General features: G+C 72.4%; 16 protein-coding genes. 8 read left to right on the forward strand and 8 right to left on the reverse strand.

The window, feature by feature from the left end:
* Window positions 1-21 precede the first annotated feature (21 nt).
* Genes AB0I42_RS18740 through AB0I42_RS18755 form a run of 4 tightly spaced genes read right to left on the reverse strand, consistent with a single transcriptional unit; the run spans window position 22 to window position 5,151 of the window.
* The gene (locus tag AB0I42_RS18740) at window positions 22-1,443 is read right to left on the reverse strand and encodes an alkaline phosphatase family protein (protein ID WP_357538778.1); all 1,422 of its coding nucleotides are present in this window, start codon (window positions 1,441-1,443) and stop codon (window positions 22-24) included.
* Window positions 1,428-2,528: a class I SAM-dependent methyltransferase gene (locus AB0I42_RS18745; RefSeq protein ID WP_357538779.1), complete on the reverse strand. Its 1,101-nt coding sequence runs from the start codon at window positions 2,526-2,528 to the stop codon at window positions 1,428-1,430. The genes AB0I42_RS18740 and AB0I42_RS18745 overlap by 16 nt, the downstream gene beginning before the upstream one ends.
* Complete coding sequence (locus AB0I42_RS18750) at window positions 2,525-4,450, reverse strand: alkaline phosphatase family protein (RefSeq protein WP_357538780.1); 1,926 nt, start codon at window positions 4,448-4,450, stop codon at window positions 2,525-2,527. Before AB0I42_RS18750 ends, AB0I42_RS18745 begins: the two co-directional genes overlap by 4 nt.
* Before the next feature lie 8 nt (window positions 4,451-4,458).
* Complete coding sequence (locus AB0I42_RS18755) at window positions 4,459-5,151, reverse strand: hypothetical protein (RefSeq protein WP_357538781.1); 693 nt, start codon at window positions 5,149-5,151, stop codon at window positions 4,459-4,461.
* Between the two features lie 709 nt (window positions 5,152-5,860).
* Between AB0I42_RS18755 and AB0I42_RS18760 the strand changes: the two genes are divergently transcribed.
* The gene (locus AB0I42_RS18760) at window positions 5,861-6,106 is read left to right on the forward strand and encodes a hypothetical protein (protein ID WP_357513187.1); all 246 of its coding nucleotides are present in this window, start codon (window positions 5,861-5,863) and stop codon (window positions 6,104-6,106) included.
* A gap of 63 nt (window positions 6,107-6,169) precedes the next feature.
* Here AB0I42_RS18760 and AB0I42_RS18765 read toward each other — a convergent pair whose 3' ends face one another.
* The 4 genes from AB0I42_RS18765 to AB0I42_RS18780 are packed head-to-tail and all read right to left on the reverse strand — an operon-like array spanning window position 6,170 to window position 10,209.
* Entirely contained in the window at window positions 6,170-7,240 is a 1,071-nt protein-coding gene (locus AB0I42_RS18765; protein WP_357538782.1) for a methyltransferase, read from the reverse strand.
* A complete protein-coding gene (locus AB0I42_RS18770) occupies window positions 7,237-8,352 on the reverse strand; it encodes an aminotransferase class V-fold PLP-dependent enzyme (protein ID WP_357538783.1) in 1,116 nt (371 codons plus the stop codon). Before AB0I42_RS18770 ends, AB0I42_RS18765 begins: the two co-directional genes overlap by 4 nt.
* Entirely contained in the window at window positions 8,349-9,527 is a 1,179-nt protein-coding gene (locus AB0I42_RS18775; RefSeq protein ID WP_357538784.1) for a tryptophan 2,3-dioxygenase family protein, read from the reverse strand. The genes AB0I42_RS18770 and AB0I42_RS18775 overlap by 4 nt, the downstream gene beginning before the upstream one ends.
* Window positions 9,511-10,209, reverse strand: a complete 699-nt coding sequence (locus AB0I42_RS18780; RefSeq protein ID WP_357538785.1) for a tryptophan 2,3-dioxygenase family protein — start codon at window positions 10,207-10,209, stop codon at window positions 9,511-9,513. The genes AB0I42_RS18775 and AB0I42_RS18780 overlap by 17 nt, the downstream gene beginning before the upstream one ends.
* A gap of 514 nt (window positions 10,210-10,723) precedes the next feature.
* Here AB0I42_RS18780 and AB0I42_RS18785 point away from each other — a divergent pair.
* The 7 genes from AB0I42_RS18785 to AB0I42_RS18815 all read left to right on the forward strand — a co-directional run.
* Window positions 10,724-11,260 (forward strand): sigma factor-like helix-turn-helix DNA-binding protein, encoded by a 537-nt coding sequence (locus tag AB0I42_RS18785; RefSeq protein WP_357538786.1) that lies wholly within the window; start codon window positions 10,724-10,726, stop codon window positions 11,258-11,260.
* A gap of 3 nt (window positions 11,261-11,263) precedes the next feature.
* On the forward strand, window positions 11,264-12,385 hold the full coding sequence (locus AB0I42_RS18790; protein WP_357538787.1) for a hypothetical protein: 1,122 nt from the start codon (window positions 11,264-11,266) through the stop codon (window positions 12,383-12,385).
* A gap of 161 nt (window positions 12,386-12,546) precedes the next feature.
* Window positions 12,547-13,779 (forward strand): MFS transporter, encoded by a 1,233-nt coding sequence (locus tag AB0I42_RS18795; protein WP_357538788.1) that lies wholly within the window; start codon window positions 12,547-12,549, stop codon window positions 13,777-13,779.
* A gap of 90 nt (window positions 13,780-13,869) precedes the next feature.
* Window positions 13,870-19,335, forward strand: coding sequence for an amino acid adenylation domain-containing protein (locus tag AB0I42_RS18800; protein WP_357538789.1), 5,466 nt, complete (start codon window positions 13,870-13,872; stop codon window positions 19,333-19,335).
* A gap of 1 nt (window position 19,336) precedes the next feature.
* Window positions 19,337-22,570, forward strand: a complete 3,234-nt coding sequence (locus AB0I42_RS18805; protein WP_357538790.1) for an amino acid adenylation domain-containing protein — start codon at window positions 19,337-19,339, stop codon at window positions 22,568-22,570.
* 5 nt (window positions 22,571-22,575) lie between these two features.
* Window positions 22,576-23,232, forward strand: a complete 657-nt coding sequence (locus AB0I42_RS18810; RefSeq protein WP_357538791.1) for a hypothetical protein — start codon at window positions 22,576-22,578, stop codon at window positions 23,230-23,232.
* A gap of 244 nt (window positions 23,233-23,476) precedes the next feature.
* Window positions 23,477-23,680: hypothetical protein (locus AB0I42_RS18815; RefSeq protein ID WP_357538792.1), on the forward strand; the 204-nt coding region annotated here is incomplete at its 3' end.

The following is a 23,680-nucleotide window of genomic DNA, read 5'->3' on the forward strand; positions in this document are numbered from 1 at the left end:
TGACTCCCTCGCTCCGCTCGCTCATGCACCCACCTCGCCGCGGTCGGCCACCAGCGCGAGCGGCTGGTGGGCGAGCATGCTCTCCCCCGGCAGGGTCGGGTCGGGTTCGAGTCCGAGCAGGTCGAGCATTGTCGGGGTCACGTCGAGGATGGAGGCGGTGCGCAGCGCGCCGGCCTGCAGGCCGGGGGCCGCGAGGGCGAACATCCCGTTTCGCGAGTGGTTGGCCTCGTCGACGCCGGTGTCGTTGGTCCGTACCCAGGTCTGTCCGAAGCCGACGCTGCCGATCGCCCGCCACTTCTCCTCGCCGAAGAAGGCCAGCAGGTCCGGCGGGATGCCGCGGACCCGGCGGTACAGCTCGGCGGGGGTGTGTACGGCGTTGCGCAGGATGCCGGCGGGACCGAGGTCGGTGACGCCGAACAGCTCGCGGAGCTGGTCGATCAGTTCGGGCACCTGCTCGCGGGGGACGATGCCGGCCGGCTCGCGGCCGGCGATGTTGAGGAAGATCCGGGCGTAGTAGCCGCCCTCGCCCCAGACCTTGGTGCGGGACCAGTCGACCATGCCGGCGGTCAGCGGGGTGGGTCCGTCCGGCTCGGTGTGCAGGGTGAGCAGCCCGGCCGCGCGAAGGATCTCGTTGACGCAGACGCCGCCGTGCATGGCGGTGGCGCCGTGGTCGGAGGCGACGAGCACGGCCGTATCGGGTCCGGCGGCGTCGATCAGTTCGGCGACCCGCTCGTCGAGGAACCGGTAGTAGTCACGGATCGCGTCGCGGTAGGGCGAGTCCGGCGGGTGTCCGGGGTGCTGGTCGTCGTGGTAGCGCCAGAAGCAGTGGTGCATCCGGTCGGGCGCGATCTCGTGGAGCATCGCGAAGTCCCAGTCGCGGGTGGTCACCAGGTGGCGCATGAGCGTGAAACGGCGTTCGGTCATCAGCCGGGCGGTCCGCAGCACGTCGGGCAGGCCCGCCGAGCGGAAGTCGGGGATGTCGAAGAGGTATTCGCCGACCACCTGCTCGATCTCGGTGGTGAGGCCGGCCGGGTGGGTGTAGGCGCCGCCGGCGATCGGCCCTTCGAAGCCGGACACCAGCACCCCGTCGATGGCCGGTGGCGGTGAGGTCTGCGGTACGCCGACGACGATGCTCGGCCGGCCGGCCGAGGTGAGCCGGTCCCACAGCCGGGGCAGGCGCACCGACGTCGAGTTGGCCATGACGAGGTCGTCGTAGCCGAAGCTGCGCCGGTTACGGAAGCCGTAGACGCCGAGTTCGCCGGGGTCGCGGCCGGTCAGCATGCTGGTCCAGGCCGGTACGGTGATCGGCGGCAGCGTGCTGCGCAGGACGCCGCCGATGCCGCGCCGGGCCAGGCCGGCGACCGTGGGCATGAGGGCGTCCATCGGCGCCTCGAGCACGTCGGGCACCAGACAGTCGAGCCCGATGATCATTGCTCTTGGCATGCATCACCCCCGAGGACCTTCACCTGGGCGGCCAGGTCGGTGAAGTCGGTCTGGATCGCGGGGCCGATGGCGCCGACAGGGCGTTCGGCGATGAGGTAGCTGTGGCTGCCACGGTGCAGCTCCTTGAAGATCGAGAAGCCGACCTCGGTGACGACGTCCTTGAGGGTGGCCCACGGCAGGACGTAGGCCTTGTCTCGCAGCAGCGAGAAGTAGAAGTCGTGCATCGCCTCGTCGGCGAAGCCGCTGTAGCTGAAGCAGTGCCCGAGCACGAAGACGCCGCCGGGCCGTAGCGCCTGCCAGATCTCCCGCAGCCGGGCCGGCTGGTCCTGCATGAAGTGGAAGGCGCCGTTGAAGAGCACGCCGTCGATCGAGCCGGGCGCCACCGGCGGCAGGCCGGTGTTCAGGTCGCGTTCGATGAACGTGACGGTCGCCTGCGGGTAGACGTTGGTCCGGGCGATGTCGAGGAAGTCCGCCGACTTGTCGACGCAGACGATGGTGGCCGGCTTCTCGGAGAACTCGGCCAGCCGCATCGCCCCGAAGCCGGGGCCGCAGGCCAGGTCGAGGAAGCGGTGGCCGCGCGAGGCGAGTTCCCGTACGGCGATCATCCGGCCGAACTCGTAGAGCGGGTTCTGCAGGTTGGTGCGCCAGGCGTGCTCGAAGTCGCGGTTGAACGCGATGGCGGCGTCGGGCGAGCGCATGAACGACAGGTCGTCGCCGAGCATGCCCTTGTTGCCGTTACGGATCAGTTCGGCGTGGCCTTCGCCGTACCACGAGGTCAGGTTCTCGTAGCGGGGCTGGTAGCGCTCCGGCAGCGCGGTGGCCGGCTGCTTGACCGCGCGGTAGACGGTCTGGCCCTTGATCTGCCGTTCCTCGGCGGCGCCGGTGGCGACCAGGACCTTCAGCAGGTGCCGTACCTGTTCGGTGCGCTCGGCCCGGAAGGCCAGCCGGCGTACGACGTCGTCGACCGTCTGGAAATGGGTCAGCGCCGAGAGCAGGCCGGAGGTCTGGGACACCTCGCGGACGGCGTTGTCGAAGATGTGTGCGGACTCGATGGCTGCGGTGAACAGGCTCTCCTGGGACTTCATTCCGCGCTTTCCTTAATGGTCAGGCCGCAGGCGTCGAAGTCGAGCGGCCGGCCGTCGCAGCCCTGCGGCGACCGGACACCCATCAGCGCGGCGAATGTCGGAGCCAGATCCACCATCGACACCGGGTAGCGACCGACCGATCCGCCCCGCAGCGCGGGGTTGCGGATCAGGGCCAGCGTCGCCGCCGACGCGGAGGTGGGGTGGAACGATCCGTGGCCGCTGGTCAGTTCGGCTCCCGGGATGGTCAGTTCGAACAGCGCCGGGGCGTCGTGCCGTAGCCGGGTCGCCGGTTCGTATCCCTTGTCCATCGCGAAGAAGAGATCCGGGGCGGTCTCGCCGTGCTGGCCGTAGGCCCGCAGCTCGGTCGGGCCGAGCACGGCGCTGACGACGGGCCGGCCGGTCCTCGGGTCGACGAGTGCCCGCAGGGCGGCGCTGATCTCCTGCCGCAGCGACTCGACGTCTTCCTCGGCGACGATGCCCCCGGACCACCGGCTGGTCGTGTTGGCCAGGATCAGGCCCGGGAACAGGCCGTAGGCCCGGGTCCGGGACCAGTCGATGGTGTCGTCCGGGCCGGTGGCGAGAAAGCCCCGCTCACGCAGGAAGTCGTTGATGAAGAAGAGACTGTGGACGGTGTCGTGGCCGTGGTCGCTGACCAGGGCCAGGGTGTCGTCGACGTCGACCAGTTCGGCGACCGTGCCCACCAGCCGGTCGAGCAGCCGGTAGGTGTCCCGCAGGAACGACAGGTAACGCTCCTGGTCGAGGTCGTGCCGAGGGTGGTCGGGGTCGAGGGCCGCACCCGCGATGTGGTGGGCGTATTCGACGACGTGCCAGTGCACGAACGCGCCCCGCCACGGCTGCCGGCCGGCGAGTTGCCGCAGGGTTTCCTCGACCCACCGGGTGTGCTGGTCGTAGATCTCGAGCTGGGTGTCGAGATCGATGAGGCCGTTCATGAAGTCGAAGGTGCCGGTCCACTCCGCGACCGGTCCGACCTCGTGCAGCAACTCGTCGGCGAACCGGGCCGGGCGGGTGAAGCCGGAGGTGCGGTGTCCCTCGCTGCGGTAGAGGCGCAGCACGCGGCGCTCGACGTCGAGTTCGAGGAGCTTCAGCCGGTAGGCGTAGCCGCCCCGGCCGGACTCGTCGTGGATCCAGTCGGACCACTGGCCGACGGCGAGTTCGGTGATCCGGTCGCCGTGGTCCTTGGTGGTGCTGACCAGCAGCCGGGATTGCCCGTCGACGGTGTGGGCCAGCGCGTGCAGCAGCCGGCGGCGGCGCTGACCGGCCGGGGTCAGGGTGAGGACGGTCTCGAAGCCGGGGGTCGTGCCGCCGGGAAGCCCGGTCCAGTTGAGCGGGTCGCGGGCGACGACCGGGCTCCAGCCCGAGGCGGTGGCGCTGTCGACCCGCCAGTGGTCGTCGTAGCCGTGCGGCACCGAGCAGCAGCCCTGGGCCTGCGAGGTCGGTATCTCGAAGCCGCAGGCGTAGCAGGTGGAGGAGACCTCTTCGAAGGAGCAGGTGATGTCGGCGTATCCGCCGGCGCCGTCGACCTGGATCAGGTGGTCCGCCTCGACCTTCGGAGGCCAGCTGCCCGGATACTTCATCACGATCGCCGGCTCGCCCTCGGCGGCGAGCACCTCCCAGAGGTATTCACCGCGGGACAGGGTCCGGTCGAAACCGTTGCGGATGTGGTCGGGGGCCCGGCCGAGCGTGGGCAGCAGGATGTTGCTGACGCCGAGGGTGCCCGGATGCGCGCCGGAGGCGATCGTCTGCCAGCCCGGCGAGGTCAGGGCCGGCAGCGTGGGGATGACGTCGAGACTCGCCGCGTCGGCGAAGAGCTTCGCGCAGTTGGGCAGGATCCCCTCTTCGACGAAACGCCGGAGGGTCGCGGGTGGGAGCCCGTCGATACCGAGCAGGAACAGCTTGGACACGGTGCTCCTCACGTCGCGTGCGTACGGCGGAGTGCGGGGGCGTAGACGCCGCACAGCCAGGACATGCACTGCCGCAGGTCGAGGCCGGAGGTGTCGTGGTCGAAGGCGACCGCGGTGAACCCGATCCGGTCGACCAGGTCGTGTGCCGCGTTCGCCTCCTGGGGCGGGAAGACCTGGTAGGGGTCGCCGACGGCGATGTGCTGCATCGGCACCACCGCGCCCTCCGGCAGGACGGTGCCGACGTGCACGATCGCCCCGACGGCGACCAGGACGCCGTCGGCGATCCGGGCACCGTTGAACACGCTCGCGCGGGTGGCGACCATGCACTCGGCCCCGATCCGGGCTCCCGTCACGTGCGCGCCCGGGCCGATGAGGGTGCGTCCGCCGATGTCGACCGGGTGCCGTCCGGCGCCCCGGATGACCGCGTTCTCCATCACGATGCATTCCTCGCCGAGGACGACCGGGGCGGATTCGGCCGTGACGACCGCGCCGTCGAGGACGACGGCGCCGTCGGCGACGTGTACGTCACCGGCGAGCACGGCGGTCGGCGCCACGAAGGCACCGGCGCTCACCTGTGGGCTACGACCCCGCAGCGACCGTCGGAAGACGCCGGTGGTGAGGTCGCCGTTGACCTCGGCGGGCGGCTCCGGGCGGTCCACGTGGCCGACCTGCCCGGCCAGTGAATCGCGCGGATTCGGCATGGACATATCCCCCCAGGAGAATCGGAGGACGGCGCTTTTCTGGAACGGGCCTCGCAATTGAGGGGACGCAAATAGCCAGGTGAAGTGAGGCCGCGGCAACCGGCTTCGGTTTTGGACTCTACCGCCCCACCCGCAGCACAGCAACGGTTAACCATTGATCACTGTTTTAGTGATCAAATCTTTCAGTCTTGTGACATAAGTGCTGGCCGGAGCCCTGCGCGGCCGACGGACACCCCTCGCCACCCCGGCGGCTCGCCTCAAGTTTCAGCAGGCCAGAGCGGATCAAGTCACTTTTCGGACAGACCCGGAGAGCACGTTCAAGCCGACACATCCGGACAACGCCAAAGATTCTTTTCAGTGCCACCGACGGATCGACAGGCGAGACCGCAACAGTCCATTTCGGAAGCAGGTCGACACGCATCCGGACGTCATATCGGCGGAAAGGTGAACGCGGTCGGCCCCACTTTCCCCGGGGGCACCGCGTCAATGTGCGGTCGAAACTACGCCGATTCTCGATGCTGGAACCATCCGCCGTCAACCGTCGATCGGCGGGTATCCGAGAGTTAACCTGAAAGCAAACGATCAGTTCGGCGACCGGGCGGCGCCGACGAACACCCCAGGCATCGAGATCTGTCGAAGGAGTACGTCCCGGGCCGGGTGGGTACGAAGGCCGGCATCCGAAAAGAGTGTCCTCGAAGGAGAGACGGCAATGGCCAACCTGACGAGCCCCGCCCGGTCCCGCACCTCCGCCGCCCGCATCTGCACGATCGTCGCGTTCGTGTTCGCCGGCCTCGCGCTCCTGCTGTCGCCGCTCCTGTTCGGCGTCCTGGGCCTGGTCCTCGGCGTCGTGGGCGCGGTCCTCGGCGACAAGCCGCTGGGCTGGTACGCGGCGGCCGCCAGCGTCGCGGCCGCCGTCATCGGCACCATCATCGGCACGTTGCTGCTCAACATGTGAGCCCCCGCCCGGTTCGGGCCCGCTTCGGTCGGCGACCGGACGGGCCCGAACGCGTAAGGGCGGTTACGTCCGCCCCACCCCGGCCACGGGCGGCCCGCCCGCCGTCCGGTCGTCGGGCTTGTGCGCGACGACCACCTCCCACGTGCCCGGCAGCACGGCGATCCGGTCGAAGCCCGTCTCGGCCAGCAGCCCGGTGTAGAAGTCGACCTCCCGCAGCCGGCTGACGGAGCTGTCGGCGCCGATCTGGAAGTACGTCCAGAAGAACTGCATCGCCAGCCGGTCCGGCGTACGGAACTCCTCACAGATCAGCAGCAACCCGCCCGGCGGGAGCGCCGCGTACGCCTTCTCGACCAGCCGGCGGGACACCGGGGTCGCCCAGTCGTGCAGTACCCGTACGAAGGCCATCGCGTCGTAGCCGGTCGGCAGCGGCTCGGCGAGGAAGTCACCCGCCACGAACCCGAGCCGGTCGGGGTGGCCGCTCCGGCTCCGGGTCTGCTCGACCAGCGGGGCGACCGCCGGCAGGTTGTAGACGTCGACGGCCAGGTCCGGGGTGTGGTCGAGCAACCGCGCGGCGAGCGTACCGTCGCCGCCGCCGATGTCGAGCAGGCGGCGCCGGCCGGCCCACAGCCGCCCGGCATGCCGGTGGAACGTCTCGACGACCGGTCCGAGCCCGACCGCCATGCTCCGCTCGAACGCGGCCGTCTGCTCCGGCGTGGTCGGCGGGAAGGCGAAGTCGTCGGCGGGGATGCTCACCTCGCCGCGCAGGCTTTCGGTGAGCCGGCCGTGCAGCGTCCGCCACGGGTAACGGTCGCGGTCCCGTTCGATGGCGTTCGGCCCGACGACCGCCTCGGCGGCGGCCGCGAGCCCCTGATCGGCGCGGTAGGTGGCCTGGGCGATGTCGTCGGTCGGCTCCTCCCGCTCGACGAAGCCGAGACTTTCCAGGCAGTCGAGGAACTTGTACAGCCGCAGCGGTCGCAGGTCGAAGCGGTCGGCGAGTTCGTCGAGGCTGACCGGCCCCTTCTCCAGCGCGTCGAGCAGCCCGAGGTCCAGGGCCGTCGCCAGCACGTCCATGGCCTTGGTGCCGTTGGCGAGCAGGCTCATCAGCGCCCGGTGGGACAGCGGTGCCGTGCTCATCGACATTCGTCCTCCAGCGCGTCCATGAAGCGGTCGATCTCGTCGAGGGTGTTGTAGACGTGTGGACCGATCCGCAGATAGCCGCGCCAACTGCAGATCATGTCGCGGGCGGCGAGCCGCCGCTTGACCGCCTCGCCGTCGGCGACGTCGAGGCAGACGACGCCGCCGCGGTGTTGCGGCTCGATCGGGCTGACCACGGGGATGCCGGCCGCTTCGGCGCGGGCCACGATCCGGTCGGTGCAGGCCAGCGAGTGTCGCCGGATGGCGTCGATGCCGACCCCGCTGAGCAGGTCCAGGCCGACCTGGGAGATCAGCGCGGTGAGCGGGTACGGCGTGCCGCCGGCGAACCGCTGGGCGCCGGGGGCGAAGTCGGCCGACGGCTGGAACGTGAGTGCCCGGTCGCCGGCCTGCCATCCGGTCGCCGCCGGTCGCAGGGTGGGGGCCAGGTCCGGCCGGACGTAGAGGAAGGCGGTGCCGACGCCGCACATCCACTTGTGCGAGCCGCCGAGGACGAAGTCGACGCCGAGCGCGGTGACGTCGAGCGGCATGATGCCGACACTCTGGAACGCGTCGACCACGACCAGCGCCCCTGCGTCGTGGGCGTGCTTGACCAGCCGGGCCAGGTCGACGGTCGCGCCGGAGGAGAAGCTGGCGTGCGGCACGCACACCAGGAACGTCCGCTCGTCGATCCGGTCCTCCAGCGCGTCCTGGTCGATCCGTGGGCCGCCGTCGCCGACCTCCTCGAGTTGGGCGCCGTACCGGCCGGCGGCCCGCCAGATGAACGGGACGGTCGGAAACTCGCGGTCGGTCGTGACGATCCGGTTGCGGGGCGCCCGGTAGTCGAAACAGGAGGCGATCCGGGCCAGGAGGGTGCTCAGGTTGGCGTCGGTGACGACGCTGCCGGCGGGGGCGCCGATGAACGCCGCCAGCCCGTCGGCGTACCGGTCGAGGCCCTCGTGCCAGCCGCCCCAGACGTCGTCGCGCCACGTACGCAGGGTCTGCCAGTAGTCGGCCAGGACGGCTTCCGCGGCGCGCGGGACCGCTCCGGTCGAGTTGCTGTTGAGATATACGCAGGTTTCCAGGAGCGGGAACTCGGCGCGGATCTCGTTCATTCGGGATCGCCTCCGGTTTCCTGGGTGAAGACCGGGATGGAACGGACGGCGGCCAGATACGGCGTGCCCTCGGTGTATCCGGTTCCGGTGCGGTTGCCGAGCATCCGGGTCGCGATCCGGTAGTGGGTCTGGCGCCACTGGAGCAGCGCCGCGGCGAAGTCGGCCATCCGCTCGTCGAGCAGTTGCCGGTCGGCGGCCGGCAGCCGGCCGGCCCGGTCCGCCGCCCGGTACGCCTGCTCGATCGACGGCTGTCCGGCCAGCACCCGGTCGCGGATGTCCGGCACCGACCGGAAGGCGGGGGATTCGAGGCGGGACTCCTCCGGCGTACGGCAGAGCGCCTCGACGAGCTTGTAGGAGCGGGACTGGATGGCGCTGGCCCCCTCGGTGTAGAGCCGGAAGGTGCGGAACGAGTCCGGCTGCATGGTCGCGATCAGCGAGAACAGGGGTCCGGCCTGGTCGAGCAGGTCGCGGGCGTACGCGAGATGGTCGGCCGCCGGCCGGGCGAGGCCGTCGTCGAGCGCCGCGATGGCCGACCGCAGTTCGGCGGCGAGCGAGGCGAACATGCACTCGTACGCCTGGAGCACCCGGATGAACATGTACTCGTCGTGTACGACGTAGACCGGCAGCATGCTCAACCGCAGGTCACGTTCCTCGTCGGTGCTCTGGTCGGCGACCACCAGCGCGTGCAGCGCGGCGGCCGGCTGCGGGGCACCCAGCGGTGCCGGCAACCCGAGGCGGGCCAGTACGGGTGACGCCGCCCGCAGCCCGAGCCGGTAGCGCTTGGTGACCAGGGCCGGTTCGGGGCGCTGTTCCGGCAACAGGTCGGTGTCGCCGTCCTCGGCGGCCAGTTCGAAGGCGAGCGCGTCCGCGATCAGTTGGAGGAGGAGCCGGTCGTTGGCGTCCCGGTCCGCCCGGGGCATCCGGAGCAGCGGCAACGCCAGGTAGGTCCGGTAGTCGTAGCAGCCGTCCCACTTGTCGAGGGCGATGTCGAGGAAGGCCCGCAGCGGGCCGGCCGGCCCGGCCGCCGCCCGGCACTGGTCGAGCAGGGCGAGCAGTTCCTTGTCGACGAAGTGCTTGCCGGTGCGTTGGAACTCGGCGACCACCTCGAGATAGGGGAAGGTTTCCGGGTCGGCCCCGCTGGACAGCCAGTTCGTCAGCTCACGCAAGGGAACCATCGCCCATGGCAACTTCCGCCCGCGCCTGCCAGATCTCGGGGAAGAACCGGTAGTCGATGAGCCGCGCCAGCATGTCGGACGGGCTGCCCTTGGTGCCGACGACGCCGTGGCTGCCGACCCGGATCGCGATCTTGTAGTGCCGGACCCGCCAGAGCGCCACCTGCTCGTCCCAGTCGATCATCGCCTCGCCGAGGCGGTAGAGCGGGTCGGCGGGGTTGCCGGCGTACAGCGTGGGCAGGTCGGTGCCGTGTGCCGTGAGCAGCCGGCGGAACGCGTGGCCGAGCTGGCGGCTCGCCGCCTGGGCCTGCCGCCAGCCCGGCGATTCGGCCCCGGACCCGTTGCCGAGTGCCGGTTGCAGTGCCTGGAAGACGGACGGACTCAGGTGCCGGAACATGTCGAGCTGGTCGGCGACGAGCCGCACCGCGAGGGTGGCCCGGGCCAGGTGCGATTCGGCCCGGGCGGGTTCGTCGGCGTCGACGCGGACGATCGCCTCGGTCAGCTCGGCGACCGCGAGCTTGAACCACAGCTCCGCCGACTGGTGCACCACCTGGAAGAGCAGCTCGTCGCGGTGGACTGTCTCCTCGGGGCGTCTCTGCAGGTCGAGTAACACGTCGGTACGCATGTAGCGCGCGTAGTCGGTATCGCCGTCCCCGGGCAGCACAGGTCGGGTGTCTCGCTTCACGGATTTGTCCTTCCATCGGCACCGGTGGGCCCCCACCCCCGTGGCCCAGACAGGATCATCGCGTTGCAGTTATCAAGAGACAACCCCCAATGCGAAAATCGGCCACAGACATTATCTTGAATCAATGGCTGTAACGCCCATGTCGCAGGTGAGAAATATCTCGGACGGCCACGTCGGGGCCGGTCAGTGGCCCGATGGCGACCGTCCGGCCACCCCTCGGACGTCCAACCACTGAGACGTCATCCGAATGTCCGATAGAGAGCATCGGATTTTCGGCCCATTCGTTTCCGGCGCTTCCCCGGCAAGAATCCCGCCCCGATACCGGAACGCCGACCGGTCGTACGAGCGCGAGCCCACAGCCTGTTCAAGCCGTTCGTGGAGAAGCGGGTTCACCGACCGACGGCGCCGCCGATCCGCTCGCGGATGACGTCCGCGTGTCCGGCGTGCCGCGCCGTCGCACCGCCGAGAACCGGTTCGATCGGAACCGACTCGCGGCCCCCGACGTGTACCGGGTGTGGAAGCCCTTGCCGCGGATCCGGCCGCGGACCAAACCGACCCGGTGCCGGAGGTGGTCGAACGGCCCGGCAGGACCGGGGAGTTCGCCGACTTCTACCGCAGCCACCTCGGCAAGGTCTACCGGGCGCTCGCGCTGACCCTCGGCAACGACGATCTCGCGCGGGAAGCCGCCGACGAGGCGATGACCCGGGCGTACGCGAACTGGGGCAGGGTCAGTGGCCTGGACAATCCGGGTGGCTGGGTGTTCCGGGTGGGGCTCAACTGGGCGACGTCGTGGTGGCGGAAGGCCCGGCGGGAGCAGGTCCGGCTCGACGATTGGCTGCACCCACGGACGGCTGGCCCCGACCCGGTCGCCCTGGCCGCCCGGGCCGCGGTCGAGCGGTTGCCGCTGAAACAGCGCGGTGTCGTGGTCTGCCGGGTGCTGCTGGAGCTTTCCACCGCGGAGACCGCGGCCACCCTCGGGATCTCGGAGGGGACCGTCAAGAGCCGGCTCTCCCGCGCCCTGACCACGCTGCGGCAAGCCTTGGAGGAGTGACCGATGAGCCAGATTCCGGACGACCTCGCCGAAGTGGTGCGGCGGGCCGCGACCGTCGCCGCGATGCATGCGGGTGATCCGGCGGAGATTCGACACCGGTGGCGCCGGCGCCGCCGACGGCGGATGACGTCGGCCGCGGCGGCGGTCGGGACCCTGGTCGTGGTGGGTGTCGCGATCGTGCCGACGGCGGTCCGCGGCAGCGACGACGGGCCGCTGCCGACGGCAGCGGGTCCGACGACGACCGCCGGGGCGTACGCCGCTCCGGCCCAGCGGCTCCTGATCGGCGGAGCCGGCGTCGCGATCTCCGTGGTGTCCGCGGCCGGCCCGGCGACCGGCATCGCCGAACTGCTGCCGGGATCGTCGATCACCCACCATCGGCTTCCGGAGCTCGCCGGCTGGCACCGGATCGTCGCCCTGGCCGACGGCCGGCTCGTCGGGCTCGGCTCCGCGAGCGTGGGCACCGGTCCGGGCGCGGGCTCCGCCCCGGCCCGGCTCGTCGTCGTGTCCGGAAGTGGCGTGGTCGAGTCGAGCAGGGCGGTCGGCACCTCAGACGAGCAGGTACGTCTCATCGCGGCGACCGCGCGGGTGGCGTACCTGTGGCGGGCCGCCGGCCTCGTCGAGCACGACCTGGACAGCGGTGGGGAGCGCCACCTGCTGGCGGCGGCCGTCCTGGGCGACCTCCCCGACCGTTTGCCGATCGGCCGCCTCGACGTACTCGGCGGGAGGCTGGTGCTCGCCGGAACCCGGGCGGATCCCTGCCGGCTGCGGGTCGTCGACCTGGGCACCGCCAACCCGGTCGAGTTCGGTCTGTCCGGGCTGCGTTGCACCGGGCTCGGGCAGGTGCGGATCTCACCCGACGGTGCCCGGGCGGCGGTCAGCTATCAACAGGCCACCGGGGAGGTACGGATCGCGCTCGTCGACCTTGCCGACGGCGGGATCGGTGCCGACGCGGTGATCGCCGGGCCGCCGGCACCACAGGCCGACTCCGTACCGAAACAGCCGGTCGGGATGGCGTGGTACGACGACACGACCGTACGGGTCGCGGTGGTCGATCCGGCTGCCGACGCCGACGGCGTGTACCGGCCGGGCGAGATCCGGCAGGAGACGGTCCGGGCCGGCCGATGACGGTGGACCGTCCACGCTGGTGAGGCATGGGGTCGTCGGCCCGTCGGTGACAACGGGGGCGGGCCGACGACACCTATTGGCGGGGCGCTTCGCCGGGTAGTCTGACCGGCACCATGGGTGGGAACCGGTTCAGCGTAGCCAGACTCCTGCCACCGTCGGGGTTGCCGCGGGTCATCGCGTTCCAGTCGGGCATGCTCGCCGTCGGCAGCGGTTCGTTCCTCACCGGCAGCCTCGTGTTCTTCACCCATGTCCTCGGGCTCACCCCGCTGCAGATCGGGGCCGGCTTCTCGATCGCGGGGCTGACCGGCGTCGCCACCTCGCTGCCGCTCGGAGCGCTGGCCGACCGGATCGGCGGGCAGCGGGCCTGGGTCATCGGGGCGATCGGCTCGGCCCTGACCTTTGCCGTCTATCCCCTGGTCCCGTCGTTCGCGGGCTTCGTCGTGCTGATGGTCGTGGCCGCCGCCACCGACTCGTTCACCACGGCCGGTCGCACCATCTACACCGCCGACGCGCTGCCGGCCAAGGACCGGGTGCGGACCATGGCCTTCGCGCGGACGTACCTCAACGCCGGGTTCACCGTCGGCACCGGGCTCGGCGCCCTGGTGCTGGCCTTCGACTCCACGGCCGCACTCGTCGCCATGGTGCTGCTCAACTCGGCGATGGCACTGCTGAACGCCTTCATCGTGGCCCGGCTGCCGGCGGCGCCGGTGGTCCACCACGACAAGGAGGTCAGCCGCTCGCGGCTGGCGGTGTTCAAGGACGTCCCGTACGTCTCGATCGCCGCCCTGCTCGCGATCATGATGTTCCACTCGGTGATCCTCATCGAGATCCTGCCGCTCTGGGCGATCACGCACACCGATGCCCCGAAGCCCATCCTCGGCGCGATGCTGGCCCTCAACACGGTGCTGGCGATCACGCTCCAGGTGCCGGCGTCGCGCGGCGCGGACTCGCTGCCGGGCACCGCCCGGCTGCTCCGCCGGGCCGCCCTGGTCACCGCGATCGCCTGCCCGGTGGCGGCGCTGTCCGGCATCACCAGCGGCGTCTGGACGATCGCCGTACTCATCCTCGCCGTGGTGCTGATCACCGCCACCGAGTTGTGGTTCTCGGCGGCACTGTGGTTCTTCCAGACCGACGTTCCACCGGAGGCGTCGCGCGGGGTCTACATCGGCACGGCCCAGACGATCAGTTCGGTGGCCGACATCTTCGCGCCGATCGGCCTGACCCTGCTCGCGATCCAGACCGGCGGCTGGGGCTGGTGGGTGATCGCGGGAATCTTCCTGCTCTGTGCGGTCTTCGCCCGGCCGGCGGTCGGCTGGGTCGCCCGTACGCCCAGGATCGACGGGCTCACGGCCGAGCAGCGGGCGGCGGCGCCGGTTCCCGAGGCCGCCGGGTAGCCGTCCCGTCCGCGGGGATCGACAACCCTTGACCCGACGTTAAGGCACGTGCCAAGCTGCCCGGACCCGAAGGCCCCCGAACAGGCGCGCATGGACGACAGCTTCCCGCACCAGCGGTACCCCGCCCTCGCGGTCCAGCGCGGGATGATCCTGCAAACCCTGCGGCAGCCGGCCGGCGGAGTCGACGTCCAGCAGGTCACGATCAGGTGGGGCGAACCACCGGACCGCGACACGTTCACCCGGACCTGGCAGGACGCCGTACGGCGGCACGCGGTGCTGCGTACGGCGTTCGAGGTCGACGGCGACCACGGCGTGGTGCAGGTCGTCCAGCCCACGGCCGGGATCGACCCGCGCTGGCGGGACAGCACGCTCGCCGCGTTCCTGCCCGCCGACCGCCGCGAGCCCTTCGATGTCGGCCGCGCCCCCCTCCTGCGGGTCACCGTCCTGAGTGACCACCACGTCGTACTCACCTTCCATCACGCGATCCTCGATGGCCGGTCCACCCGGCTGCTGCTCGACGAGGTGTTCACCGACTACGCCGCGCGCCGGGCCGGGCGGCTACCCGACCACCCGCACCGGCCGCCGTTCGTGGACTTCGTGCACTGGTGGGGTGCTGTCGACCCGGCGGCCGGCGCGGCGTTCTGGAAGGACTACCTGGCCGGGGCGCCACCGCCCCGGGCGCTGCCCGGTCACCTCGGCGCGGCACCCGGCGTCCACGCCGAACCGGCGGCGCACGAGATCGTGCTGACCCGGGCGGAGTCCGACCGGCTGCGGGCCGGTGCGACCGCCGCCGGGGTCGGGGTCAGCGCGGTGGTCAACGCGGCCTGGGCGCTGCTGCGCGGCGGCTACGGCGGGGTCGACGACGTGACGTTCGCGGTGACCAGGTCCTGCCGGTACGGCAGCGTGCCGGACGCCGACCGGATCGTCGGATCGCTGATCAACACGGTGCCGTTCCGGCTGCGTACGGCTCCGGACACGACGGTCCGGCGGCTGCTCGCCGACGCGGCCGGCGCCATGCGGCGGCTCCGCGGGCACCAGCTCACCCCGCTGGCCGCCATCCTGGAGGGAGCCGGGCTCACCGCCGACACTCCGCTGCTGGACAGCCTGATGGTGTTCGAGCGGCAGCGGCTGTCCACCGCACTGGCGAAGGACGGGCCGGAGCCGGAACGGGGCTCGGTACGCGTACACCGGATGCCCGGCTATCCGCTGACGGTGCACGTGTTCGACGAGCCCGAGCTGCGGCTGGGCGCGGTCTGGGACAGCAGCCGGCTGCTGGACGCGGCGGCGCGGCAGATGGTCGCGCAGTTGCGGCACACGGTGCTGGAGCTGGTGGACCGGCCCGACGCCCGACTGTCCGACCTGGACCTCGGCGCCGGCGCGGAGGCCGGTCTGCGGGCCGGCTGGAACGCGACGCAGCGGCCCTATCCGCGTGGCGCGTCCATGCCGGAGGTGTTCGCGGCCCGGGTCGCCGAGAATCCGGGCGCCGCCGCGCTGGTCGTCGGTGACCGCCGGGTCAGCTACGCGGAGCTGGACCGCGACAGCGACCGGCTGGCCTGGACGCTGCACCGGCACGGGGTCGGCCCGGAGGAGCCCGTCGCCGTACTGCTGCCCCGGGGCGAGCCGCTGATCCGGGCCCTGCTGGCCGTGCTCAAGGCCGGTGGCGCGTACCTGCCGGTCGACCCGACCGGCCCGCCGGCCCGGATCGCGGCCGCCCTGGCCGGCGTACGCCTGGTCCTGGTCACGGCTGCCACCGCTGCCGCCCTGCCGCCCGACCTCGGTGCCGTACGGGTGCTCGACGTCGGCGAGGAGTCAGGGGAACCGGTGCCGGCCGGCCCGCCGCCGGTACGGACCCATCCACTGCAACTGGCGTACGTGCTGCACACGTCGGGTTCGACCGGCGTACCCAAGGCGGTCGGCATCCCCCACCGTGGGGTGGTCCGGCTCGTGTCGGGTCCGGACTTCGCCACCCTCGGTCCCGGCGAACGGCTGCTCCAGTTCGCCCCGATCGCGTTCGACGCGTCGACCTGGGAAATCTGGGGTGCGCTGCTGACCGGTGCGACGGCGGTGGTGGCACCGCCGGATCCGGTGGACCTTCCCGCGCTGGCCGGGCTGATCCGTACCGGCGGGGTCACGGTCGCGTTCCTCACCGCCGGGCTGTTCCAGCAACTGGTCGAGGAGGACGTGGCGGCGCTCTCGGGCGTACGGCAACTGCTGACCGGCGGCGACGTGGCCGACACGGGCGCGGTCCGGGCCGTGCTGGCCGCCCGCGACGGGCTTCCGCTGGTCAACGCGTACGGGCCGACCGAGAACACGACGATGACGAGCTGTCACGTGATGCGGGGCCCGGAGCCGGTCGGTGACCGGGTGCCGGTCGGCCGTCCGGTGCCACAGACGACCGCGTACGTGCTCGACCCGGCCGGCCGGCAGGTTCCGGTCGGCTTCGCCGGCGAGTTGCACACCGGCGGTGACGGGCTGGCCCGGGGCTACCTCGGTGCCGCCGCGGCGACCGCGCGGTCGTTCGTGCCCGATCCATGGGTCCCGGGCGGGCGGCTCTACCGGACCGGCGATCTCGTCCGGTGGCGGGCGGACGGCGTGCTGGAGTTCCTCGGCCGGCTCGACGACCAGGTGAAGATACGTGGCTTCCGGGTCGAGCCGGGCGAGGTCGAGACGGTGCTGAAGGCGCATCCGGGGGTGGCCGCCGCGGTGGTCCGGGTCCGGGGCGACGGTGTCGACCGGCACCTGGTGGCGTACGTCGTGCCGGTCGAGGGCGCGGCCCTGGCCGACGGCCCGCTGCGCGACTTCGTGTCGGGCCGGCTGCCGGGACATCTGGTGCCGGTGTCCTTCACCGTCCTCGCCCGGTTGCCGCTGACCGTCAACGGGAAGGTCGACCGGGCCGCGCTGCCCGCGCCGGAGGTGCCCGACCTGGCGCCGGAGGTGGCCGGCCCGGCCTCGCCGACCGAACATCGGCTGGCCGAACTGTGGTCGCGGCTGCTGCCCGGCGACCGGCGACCGGCGGGCATCGGGCGGGAGAGCAGCTTCTTCACCCTCGGCGGCAACTCGCTGACGGTGACCCGGCTGATGTTCCGGGTGCGCGAGACGTTCGACGTCGAGCTGCGGCTGGGTGACTTCTACCGGGCGCCGACGCTGGCCGCGACGGCGGCGGCGATCACGGCGGCCGGCAGCGGGGGCGGCGGGCCGGTGATGCGCCGCCGGGAGCGGGTCCCGCGACGGGCCGGGCGCGAACTGCCGGCAGACCTGGTCGCGCTGGGTGGCGGCTGGGCGCTGTGGCGGACGGTGTGCCTGCGGGGCGCCGGATTCCCGATCGACCTGCTCGCCCCACTCGGCGACGCGGAGATCGCCGCCGCCGCGGACCGGGTGGTCGCGGCCCGTGCCACCGGCGACCCGGCCGCTCTCGCGGCGGCGGAGGCGGCGTACGCGGACGGGTTCCCCCGCGCGGTCGGGCGGCTCGCGGCGGCGTTGCACGCGGTGGCGGGCGACCCCGGGTTCCGGGAGGCGGTCGCGTGGCAGAACCCGCACGCCCTGACCACCGGGATCGACGCGTTGCTGCGCCGGGGGCCGAGCCCCGCCGGCCGCAACACCAAGCACCGCCAGCACGAGGCGCTGGTTACCAGCTACCTGCAGCGGTACTGCGCGAAGAACGACACGATCGGGTTCTTCGGGCCGGTCGGCTGGGCGCGGATCGAGCCCGGTACCGGCATCCGGATCGACGCGGCGGATCCGCCGGCGCTGGTGGCCGACCGGACCGTCTACCTGGAGGGCTGGGCGGTCGCGGCGGTGCTGGCGCCGTACGCGGCCGGGTTGCGGCCGTGGCTCGTACCCCGGCTGATGCCGTTCCTGGAGCTGGCCGGGTCGGCGTTGCGGGTGCCGCTCGCCCCGCCGGTGCCCCTGAGCGGCGCCGAGGTGGCGGTGCTGCGGGCCTGTGACGGGGTCCGTGACGCGGCCGGGGTCGCCGCCGCGGTGCTGGCCGACCCGGGTTCGGGGCTGCGGTCCGCGCCGGAGGTGTACGGGGTGCTGGACGCGCTGGCGGCGGCCCACCGGATCGCCTGGCAGCCGGAGGTGGCGCCGCACGACACCAGGCCGGAGCGGACGATGCGGGACCGGCTGGCCCGGGTCACCGACGAGACCGTACGCGGGCCGGCGCTCGCCGCCCTGGACGAGCTGTGGGCCGCCCGGGACGCGCTGACGGCGGCCGCCGGTGACCCGCACCGGGTGACCGGCGCGATGTCCGATCTGGCGGCGACGTTCACCCGGCTGGCCGGCGTTCCGGCCACCCGCCGGGCCGGGACGATGTACGCCGGACGTACCCCGGTCTACGAGGAGTGCCTGCGGGCCGGCACGGTCCGGATCGGGGAGGTGGAGCTTTCCGGAGTCGGCGCCGCGCTCGGCCTGGTGCTGGACAGTGCCCGCTGGTTCACGGCCGCCGGCGCCACCCTCTACCAGCGCCTTTTCACCGACATCTACCGGCGCCGGGCGGCGGAGCTGGGCACCGGCGTGGTTCCGCTCGTCGACTTCTGGCTGCTGGCCGGCGAGGCGCTCTTCCATCCGCCGGCCCGGATGACCGCGCTGCTGACCTCGGCGCTGCACCGGCGCTGGGCCGACGTGCTGGCGTTGCCGCCCGGCGACCGGCGGCGGGTCCGGCTCGCCGCGGCGGACCTGGCCCCGGCGGTGGCCGCCGCCTTTCCGCCGGGTCGGCCCGGCTGGCCGACCGCGGTGCAGCACAGCCCGGACCTGATGCTGGCCGGCGACGAGTGGGTGCTCGGCGAACTGCACCCGGGGGTCAACACCCTGCGGTACGCCACCTGGGTCGCCTACCACCCGCGGGTGGACGCACTGCGGGCGGCGATGGCGCGGGACGTCGGGGCCGGCGCCGTCTATCCGGCCGAGACCGGCCAGGAGGGCGGCGTCCCGACCCGGCAGAGCAACGGGTTGGCCGGGCCGGACGACATCCGGTTGGTGTTCGCGCACGACTCGTTCGGGCACGACCGACGGCAGAGCCTGCGGGTCGGTGAGTGCGACCTCGTCGAGTCGTCCACCGGCCTGCGGGTACGGTCGCGCGACGGCCGGCTCGACGTCGACCTGATACACGTGCTCGGCGACGTCGTCGGCGCCGGACTGTCCCAGCTCTTCCGCGTCCTGCCGCCGGCGGCGCACACCCCCCGGATCACCGTCGACTCGCTGGTGGTCAGCCGGGAGGCGTGGACGTTCGCGGCGGCCGACATCGACTTCGCCGGTACGGCGGACGAGGCGCGCCGGTTCGCGCAGGTACGGGCCTGGGCGGCGGCGCACGGCCTGCCCCGCCACGTGTTCCTGCGCTGCGCGGGTGAGCGCAAGCCGGTCTACGCCGACCTGACCAGTCTCGCCTCGGTCGACCTGGTGTCCCGGTCGGTGCGCCGGGCCCGCCGGCACGACGGTGACGGTGCGGTGGTCGGTGTGGTGGAGATGCTTCCGGCGCCGGACCAGTTGTGGCTGACCGGCGCCGGCGGCCGGTACACGGCGGAACTGCGGGTCGTCGCGGTGGACGGGCGGGTGGGCTGAGATGGCGTTCTTCGAGTTTCCGGCGTCGGCGGCGCAGCGGCGGATGTGGCTGCTCGACCGGCTGGATCCGGGCCGGGCGACGTACAACATCGGATGGGCGGTGTGGCTGTCCGGGCCACTGGACGTGGCGGCGCTCGGTGCCGCCTGGGCGGCGGCGGTCGGACGGCACGAGATCCTACGGACCACGTTCCGGGCCAACGGCGGCCTGCCGATCCAGGTGATCGACGACGCCCCGCCGGCCGCCCTCGGGGTCGAGCCGCTGGCCGGGACGGACCCGCGGGCGGCGATCGAGGAGCTTGTCCGTACGCCGTTCGACCTCGAACGCGGCCCGCTGGCGCGTACCCGGCTGCTGCGGCTGGCGCCCGACCGGCACGTGTTGTGCCTGGTGGCGCACCACGCGATCGCGGACGGCTGGTCGTTCCGGCTGCTCTTCGACGAGATCGCGGGCGACTACGAGGCGCTTTCCGCCGGTCGGCCGGCGGTGTCGTTGGAGCCCGGGTTGCAGTACGCGGACTTCGCGCTGTGGGAGCGGGAGCACGTCGAGGCGGGTGGTCACGCCGACGCGGAGCGGTTCTGGTCGGCCCAGTTGGCCGGTGCCCCGCCCGAGGTGCCGCTGCCGGTCGACCACCCGTACCCGGCCCGGCCGACGCCGGCCGCCGCCGAGGTGGACGTACCCGTGGACGCCGGGTTGGCGGCGGGGCTGCGGCGGCTGGCCGGTGACCGGGGCAGCACGATCTTCGCCGTGCTGCTGACCGGGTACGCGGCGCTGCTGTCCCGGCTCGGCGGTGTGGACGAGTTGCTGATCGGGGTACCGGTGGCGGGCCGGACCCGGATCGAGACCGAGCGGATGCTCGGTCTCTTCGCGAACACGGTCGCGATCCGGGCGACGTTGGACGGGGATCCGACGCTCGGGCAGCTTCTCGACCGGCTGCACACCGCGTCGGCGCGGGCCCAGGCCCACCAGGATCTGCCGTTCGCGCGGGTGGTCGAGCTGTGCCGGCCGCGACGGCACCCGGCCCGGGCGCCGTTGCTCCAGGTGATGTGTACGGTCGAGGACGCGTCGCCGCCGCTGGCCCGGGGTGGGCTGCGCTGGCGGCCGGAGCTGGTGCACAACGGCGCCGGCAAGTTCGAGCTGGAGCTGGCGGCGGTCGCCGGCCCGGACGAGTTGACCGTACGGCTGCGCTACCTCACCGACCTGTTCAGCGCGCGGAGCGCGGACCGGTTCGCCAACGCCCTGCGCGCGGTCCTGGCCGCGTTGGCGACGAACCCGGAGCTGCGGGTGTCCGAGGTGGACATCCTGGCGCCGGCGACGCGGGATCTGGTGACCCGGGTGTGGCCCGCGCCGGAGTCGGCGTCGGTGCCGGCCCCGGGCGCGACCGCGGCGGCGCTGGTGGCCGCGGTCGACACCGGCGACCGGGTGGTGATCCGGGGCGCCGACGTGACCCTCACCGGCACGCGGCTGCGGGAGCTGACCGGCCGGATCGCGGCCGGACTGGTCGGGCACGGCGTACGGGCCCAGGACACCGTCGGGATCGTGCTGCCCCAGGGGGCGCGGCCGCTGCCGACGCTGCTCGGTGTGTGGCGGATCGGGGCGGCGTACCTGCCGCTCGACCCGACCCATCCGCCGGGGCGGCTGCGCGGGATGCTCGCCGATGCCGGGGTGCGGGTCGTCGTCACCGACCGTACGGCGATTCCCGGGCCGCTGCTGGCCGAGCTGGAGGCGTCGGTGACGCTGCTCGACCTGGCCGGGCCGGAGCTGACCGGACCGGAGCCGGTGGTGCCGCCGCGGTGCGGGCTGCCGCCGGAGGCGGCGGCGTACGTGCTGTTCACGTCGGGCTCCACCGGCCGGCCGAAGGCGGTTACGGTCACCCAGGGCGCGGTCGCGCACCTGTTGCACGCGTTCCGGGAGATGGTGCCGCTCGGGCCGGCCGACCGGGTCGTCTCGGTGAGCACGTTCGCGTTCGACATCGCCCTGCTCGACCTGCTCCTGCCGCTGTTGTGCGGGGCGCCGGTCGTGGTCGCCGGTGCCGACGACGTGATCGACGGCAACCGGCTGCGGCGGCTGCTGACCTCGGTGGACGCCACGATGCTGCAGGCGACGCCGACGACCTGGCGGATGCTGGTGGCGGCCGGTGGGGTGCCGGCCGGGGTCCGGCTGCGGCTCAGCGGCGGGGAGGCGTTGCCGAAGTCGCTCGCCGACGCCCTGATCGGCCCGGACGTGCGGCTGTGGAACTGCTACGGACCGACCGAGACGACGGTGTATTCGACCGGTGCCGAGGTCGTCGCCGGTCCGGACCCGCTAAACATCGGCCCGGCCATCGCCGGCAGCCGGGTCTACCTGCTGGACCGGTGGATGCGACCGGTGCCGCCGGGGGTGGTCGGCGAGATCTACATCGGGGGTGCGGGGCTCGGCCAGGGCTACGCCTACGCGCCCGGGCTGACCGCCGACCGGTTCGTGCCCGATCCGTTCACCGCCGGTGGCCGGCTCTACCGCAGCGGCGACCTGGGCCGCTGGCTGCCCAGCGGCCGGATCGAACCGCTCGGCCGGGTCGACCGGCAGGTGAAGGTACGCGGGTTCCGGGTCGAGACGGCGGAGGTGGAGGCGGTGCTGCGCGGCCATCCGGAGGTGGTCGACGCGGTCGTGACGACGTCGACCGGCCCGGACGGGGCACGGCTGGTCGGGTACGTGGTCACCGGGGCGACCGATCCGCCGGCCGGGTTGCGTGAGTACGTCCGCCGCCTCCTGCCCGACTACATGGTGCCGGCGGCGTTCGTGGCGCTGCCCGAGGTGCCGCGTACGTCCCGGGGCAAGCTGGACCCGCGTGCGCTGCCGGAGCCGGACTGGGGTTCCGGGGCGGGTGGGCCGGCGGTCGCGCCGCGGACCCCGCTGGAGCGGGAGCTGGCGGCGCTCGTCGCCGACCTGCTGGGCCTGCCCGAGCCACCCGGTGTGCTGGACAACTTCTTCGTCCTCGGTGGACATTCGGTCAAGGCCACCCAGTTGATGGCGCGGATCTGGACCGCACACGGGGTCGACCTGCCGGTGCGTACGCTCTTCGACGACCCGACCGTGGCCGGGCTGGCCGCGGCGGTCGAGGCGGCCGGGGCGCCGTCCGGGGCCGCGCCGGTAGGCGGCACGGCGGGCGGTGCGGACTACCTCGACACGTTGACCGACGCGGATGTCGACGACCTGCTGGCCACGATGGACCGGCCGCGGCCGGCGGGGTGGGAGGGGTGAGCCGGGTGGATGATCCGCCGCGTTGGCTGGCCGCGCTGGTCGCGGCGTTGGAGGCCGGTCAGGATTCCGCCGGTGCGGCGGACCGGGTCCGGCGGGTGCGCGGCGAACTCGACCGGCTCGGCGACCGGGTGCCGTTCCGGGTGGTGTACGAGTGGCACGCGCTCCTGCTCGCGCCGGGACCGGACGATGTCGACGGTCCACAACAGATTGTCGCCGGCCTGTGCCGGCGGGCGGCGGCCGGGGAGCGGGTCGGGGCGGCGGAGTGGAGCGAGGCGCTGCGGCCGGTCCTGGGCGAGTTGTACCGGGCCGCTTATCCGTACGCCGACGCGCACGCGGTCGCCTACGCCAACGCGCACGCGTACGCGACCGCGAACGGCTACAGCGCCGACGAGACGGTTGAGTACGCCCAGTTCTACGCAGATCTGAGTACCGGCGCCAACGCCGAGGCGTGCGCCAATGCCAATGCCATCGCAAACGCGAATGCCATTGGGGCGGCGCTCGCATTGGCCGACGAGCGGGCGTACCTGGAGACGTATCCGGATGGCCTGGTACGGGCCCGCGTCCTGGCGGCGGCGAACCGGGCCGATCTCGCCGCGGGCCGGGCGGAGCAGGGGCGGCTGGTGGATGGGCTGGCCGAGATCCTGGGACGGGTCGCGGTTTGACCCCATGGCAGCTTCAGAGCGTATCTGTGCCATTTCAGTGGGATTTTCTGACTAATCTCGCTATTCGTAGATGGAGAAATTAGTCGCCCAGGAATACGGGCCCGGCAAGGTTTTGGCAACAACCCGACCGACGAGGCGAATCAGAGCATTCACCCTGGCCTTAGCCTGACCGTTGAACTAATGTTAATTCACCTTTACGAACGTCATGATGTAGTGGCATGCCAGCAAGAACTCGAGGGGGCACATGTTGCCGGACGATCAGCGGTTCCGTGATTCGGCTCCCGATCAGGTCCGGACGACACGTCCCCCCACCGAGATCGAGCCCCTGCCGGACCGCTCCGGTCCCCTGCGGTTGTCGTTCGCGCAGCAGCGGTTGTGGTTCCTCGAACGCCTCGGCGGGGTCGGTCCGGCGTACCACATGCCGATGGCGCTGCGGCTCGACGGCTGG

The sequence above is a fragment of the Polymorphospora sp. NPDC050346 genome, assembly GCF_040655695.1.
Taxonomy (GTDB): domain Bacteria; phylum Actinomycetota; class Actinomycetes; order Mycobacteriales; family Micromonosporaceae; genus Polymorphospora; species Polymorphospora lycopeni.

Bases quoted from the DNA above. Each gene is read 5' to 3' on its own strand.
- AB0I42_RS18775 (WP_357538784.1), bottom strand. From the start codon at position 9,527: ATGGTTCCCTTGCGTGAGCTGACGAACTGGCTGTCCAGCGGGGCCGAC.
- AB0I42_RS18770 (WP_357538783.1), bottom strand. From the start codon at position 8,352: ATGAACGAGATCCGCGCCGAGTTCCCGCTCCTGGAAACCTGCGTATAT.
- AB0I42_RS18760 (WP_357513187.1), top strand. From the start codon at position 5,861: ATGGCCAACCTGACGAGCCCCGCCCGGTCCCGCACCTCCGCCGCCCGC.
- AB0I42_RS18745 (WP_357538779.1), bottom strand. From the start codon at position 2,528: ATGAAGTCCCAGGAGAGCCTGTTCACCGCAGCCATCGAGTCCGCACAC.
- AB0I42_RS18755 (WP_357538781.1), bottom strand. From the start codon at position 5,151: ATGCCGAATCCGCGCGATTCACTGGCCGGGCAGGTCGGCCACGTGGAC.
- AB0I42_RS18805 (WP_357538790.1), top strand. From the start codon at position 19,337: ATGGCGTTCTTCGAGTTTCCGGCGTCGGCGGCGCAGCGGCGGATGTGG.
- AB0I42_RS18740 (WP_357538778.1), bottom strand. From the start codon at position 1,443: ATGCCAAGAGCAATGATCATCGGGCTCGACTGTCTGGTGCCCGACGTG.
- AB0I42_RS18800 (WP_357538789.1), top strand. From the start codon at position 13,870: ATGGACGACAGCTTCCCGCACCAGCGGTACCCCGCCCTCGCGGTCCAG.
- AB0I42_RS18765 (WP_357538782.1), bottom strand. From the start codon at position 7,240: ATGAGCACGGCACCGCTGTCCCACCGGGCGCTGATGAGCCTGCTCGCC.
- AB0I42_RS18790 (WP_357538787.1), top strand. From the start codon at position 11,264: ATGAGCCAGATTCCGGACGACCTCGCCGAAGTGGTGCGGCGGGCCGCG.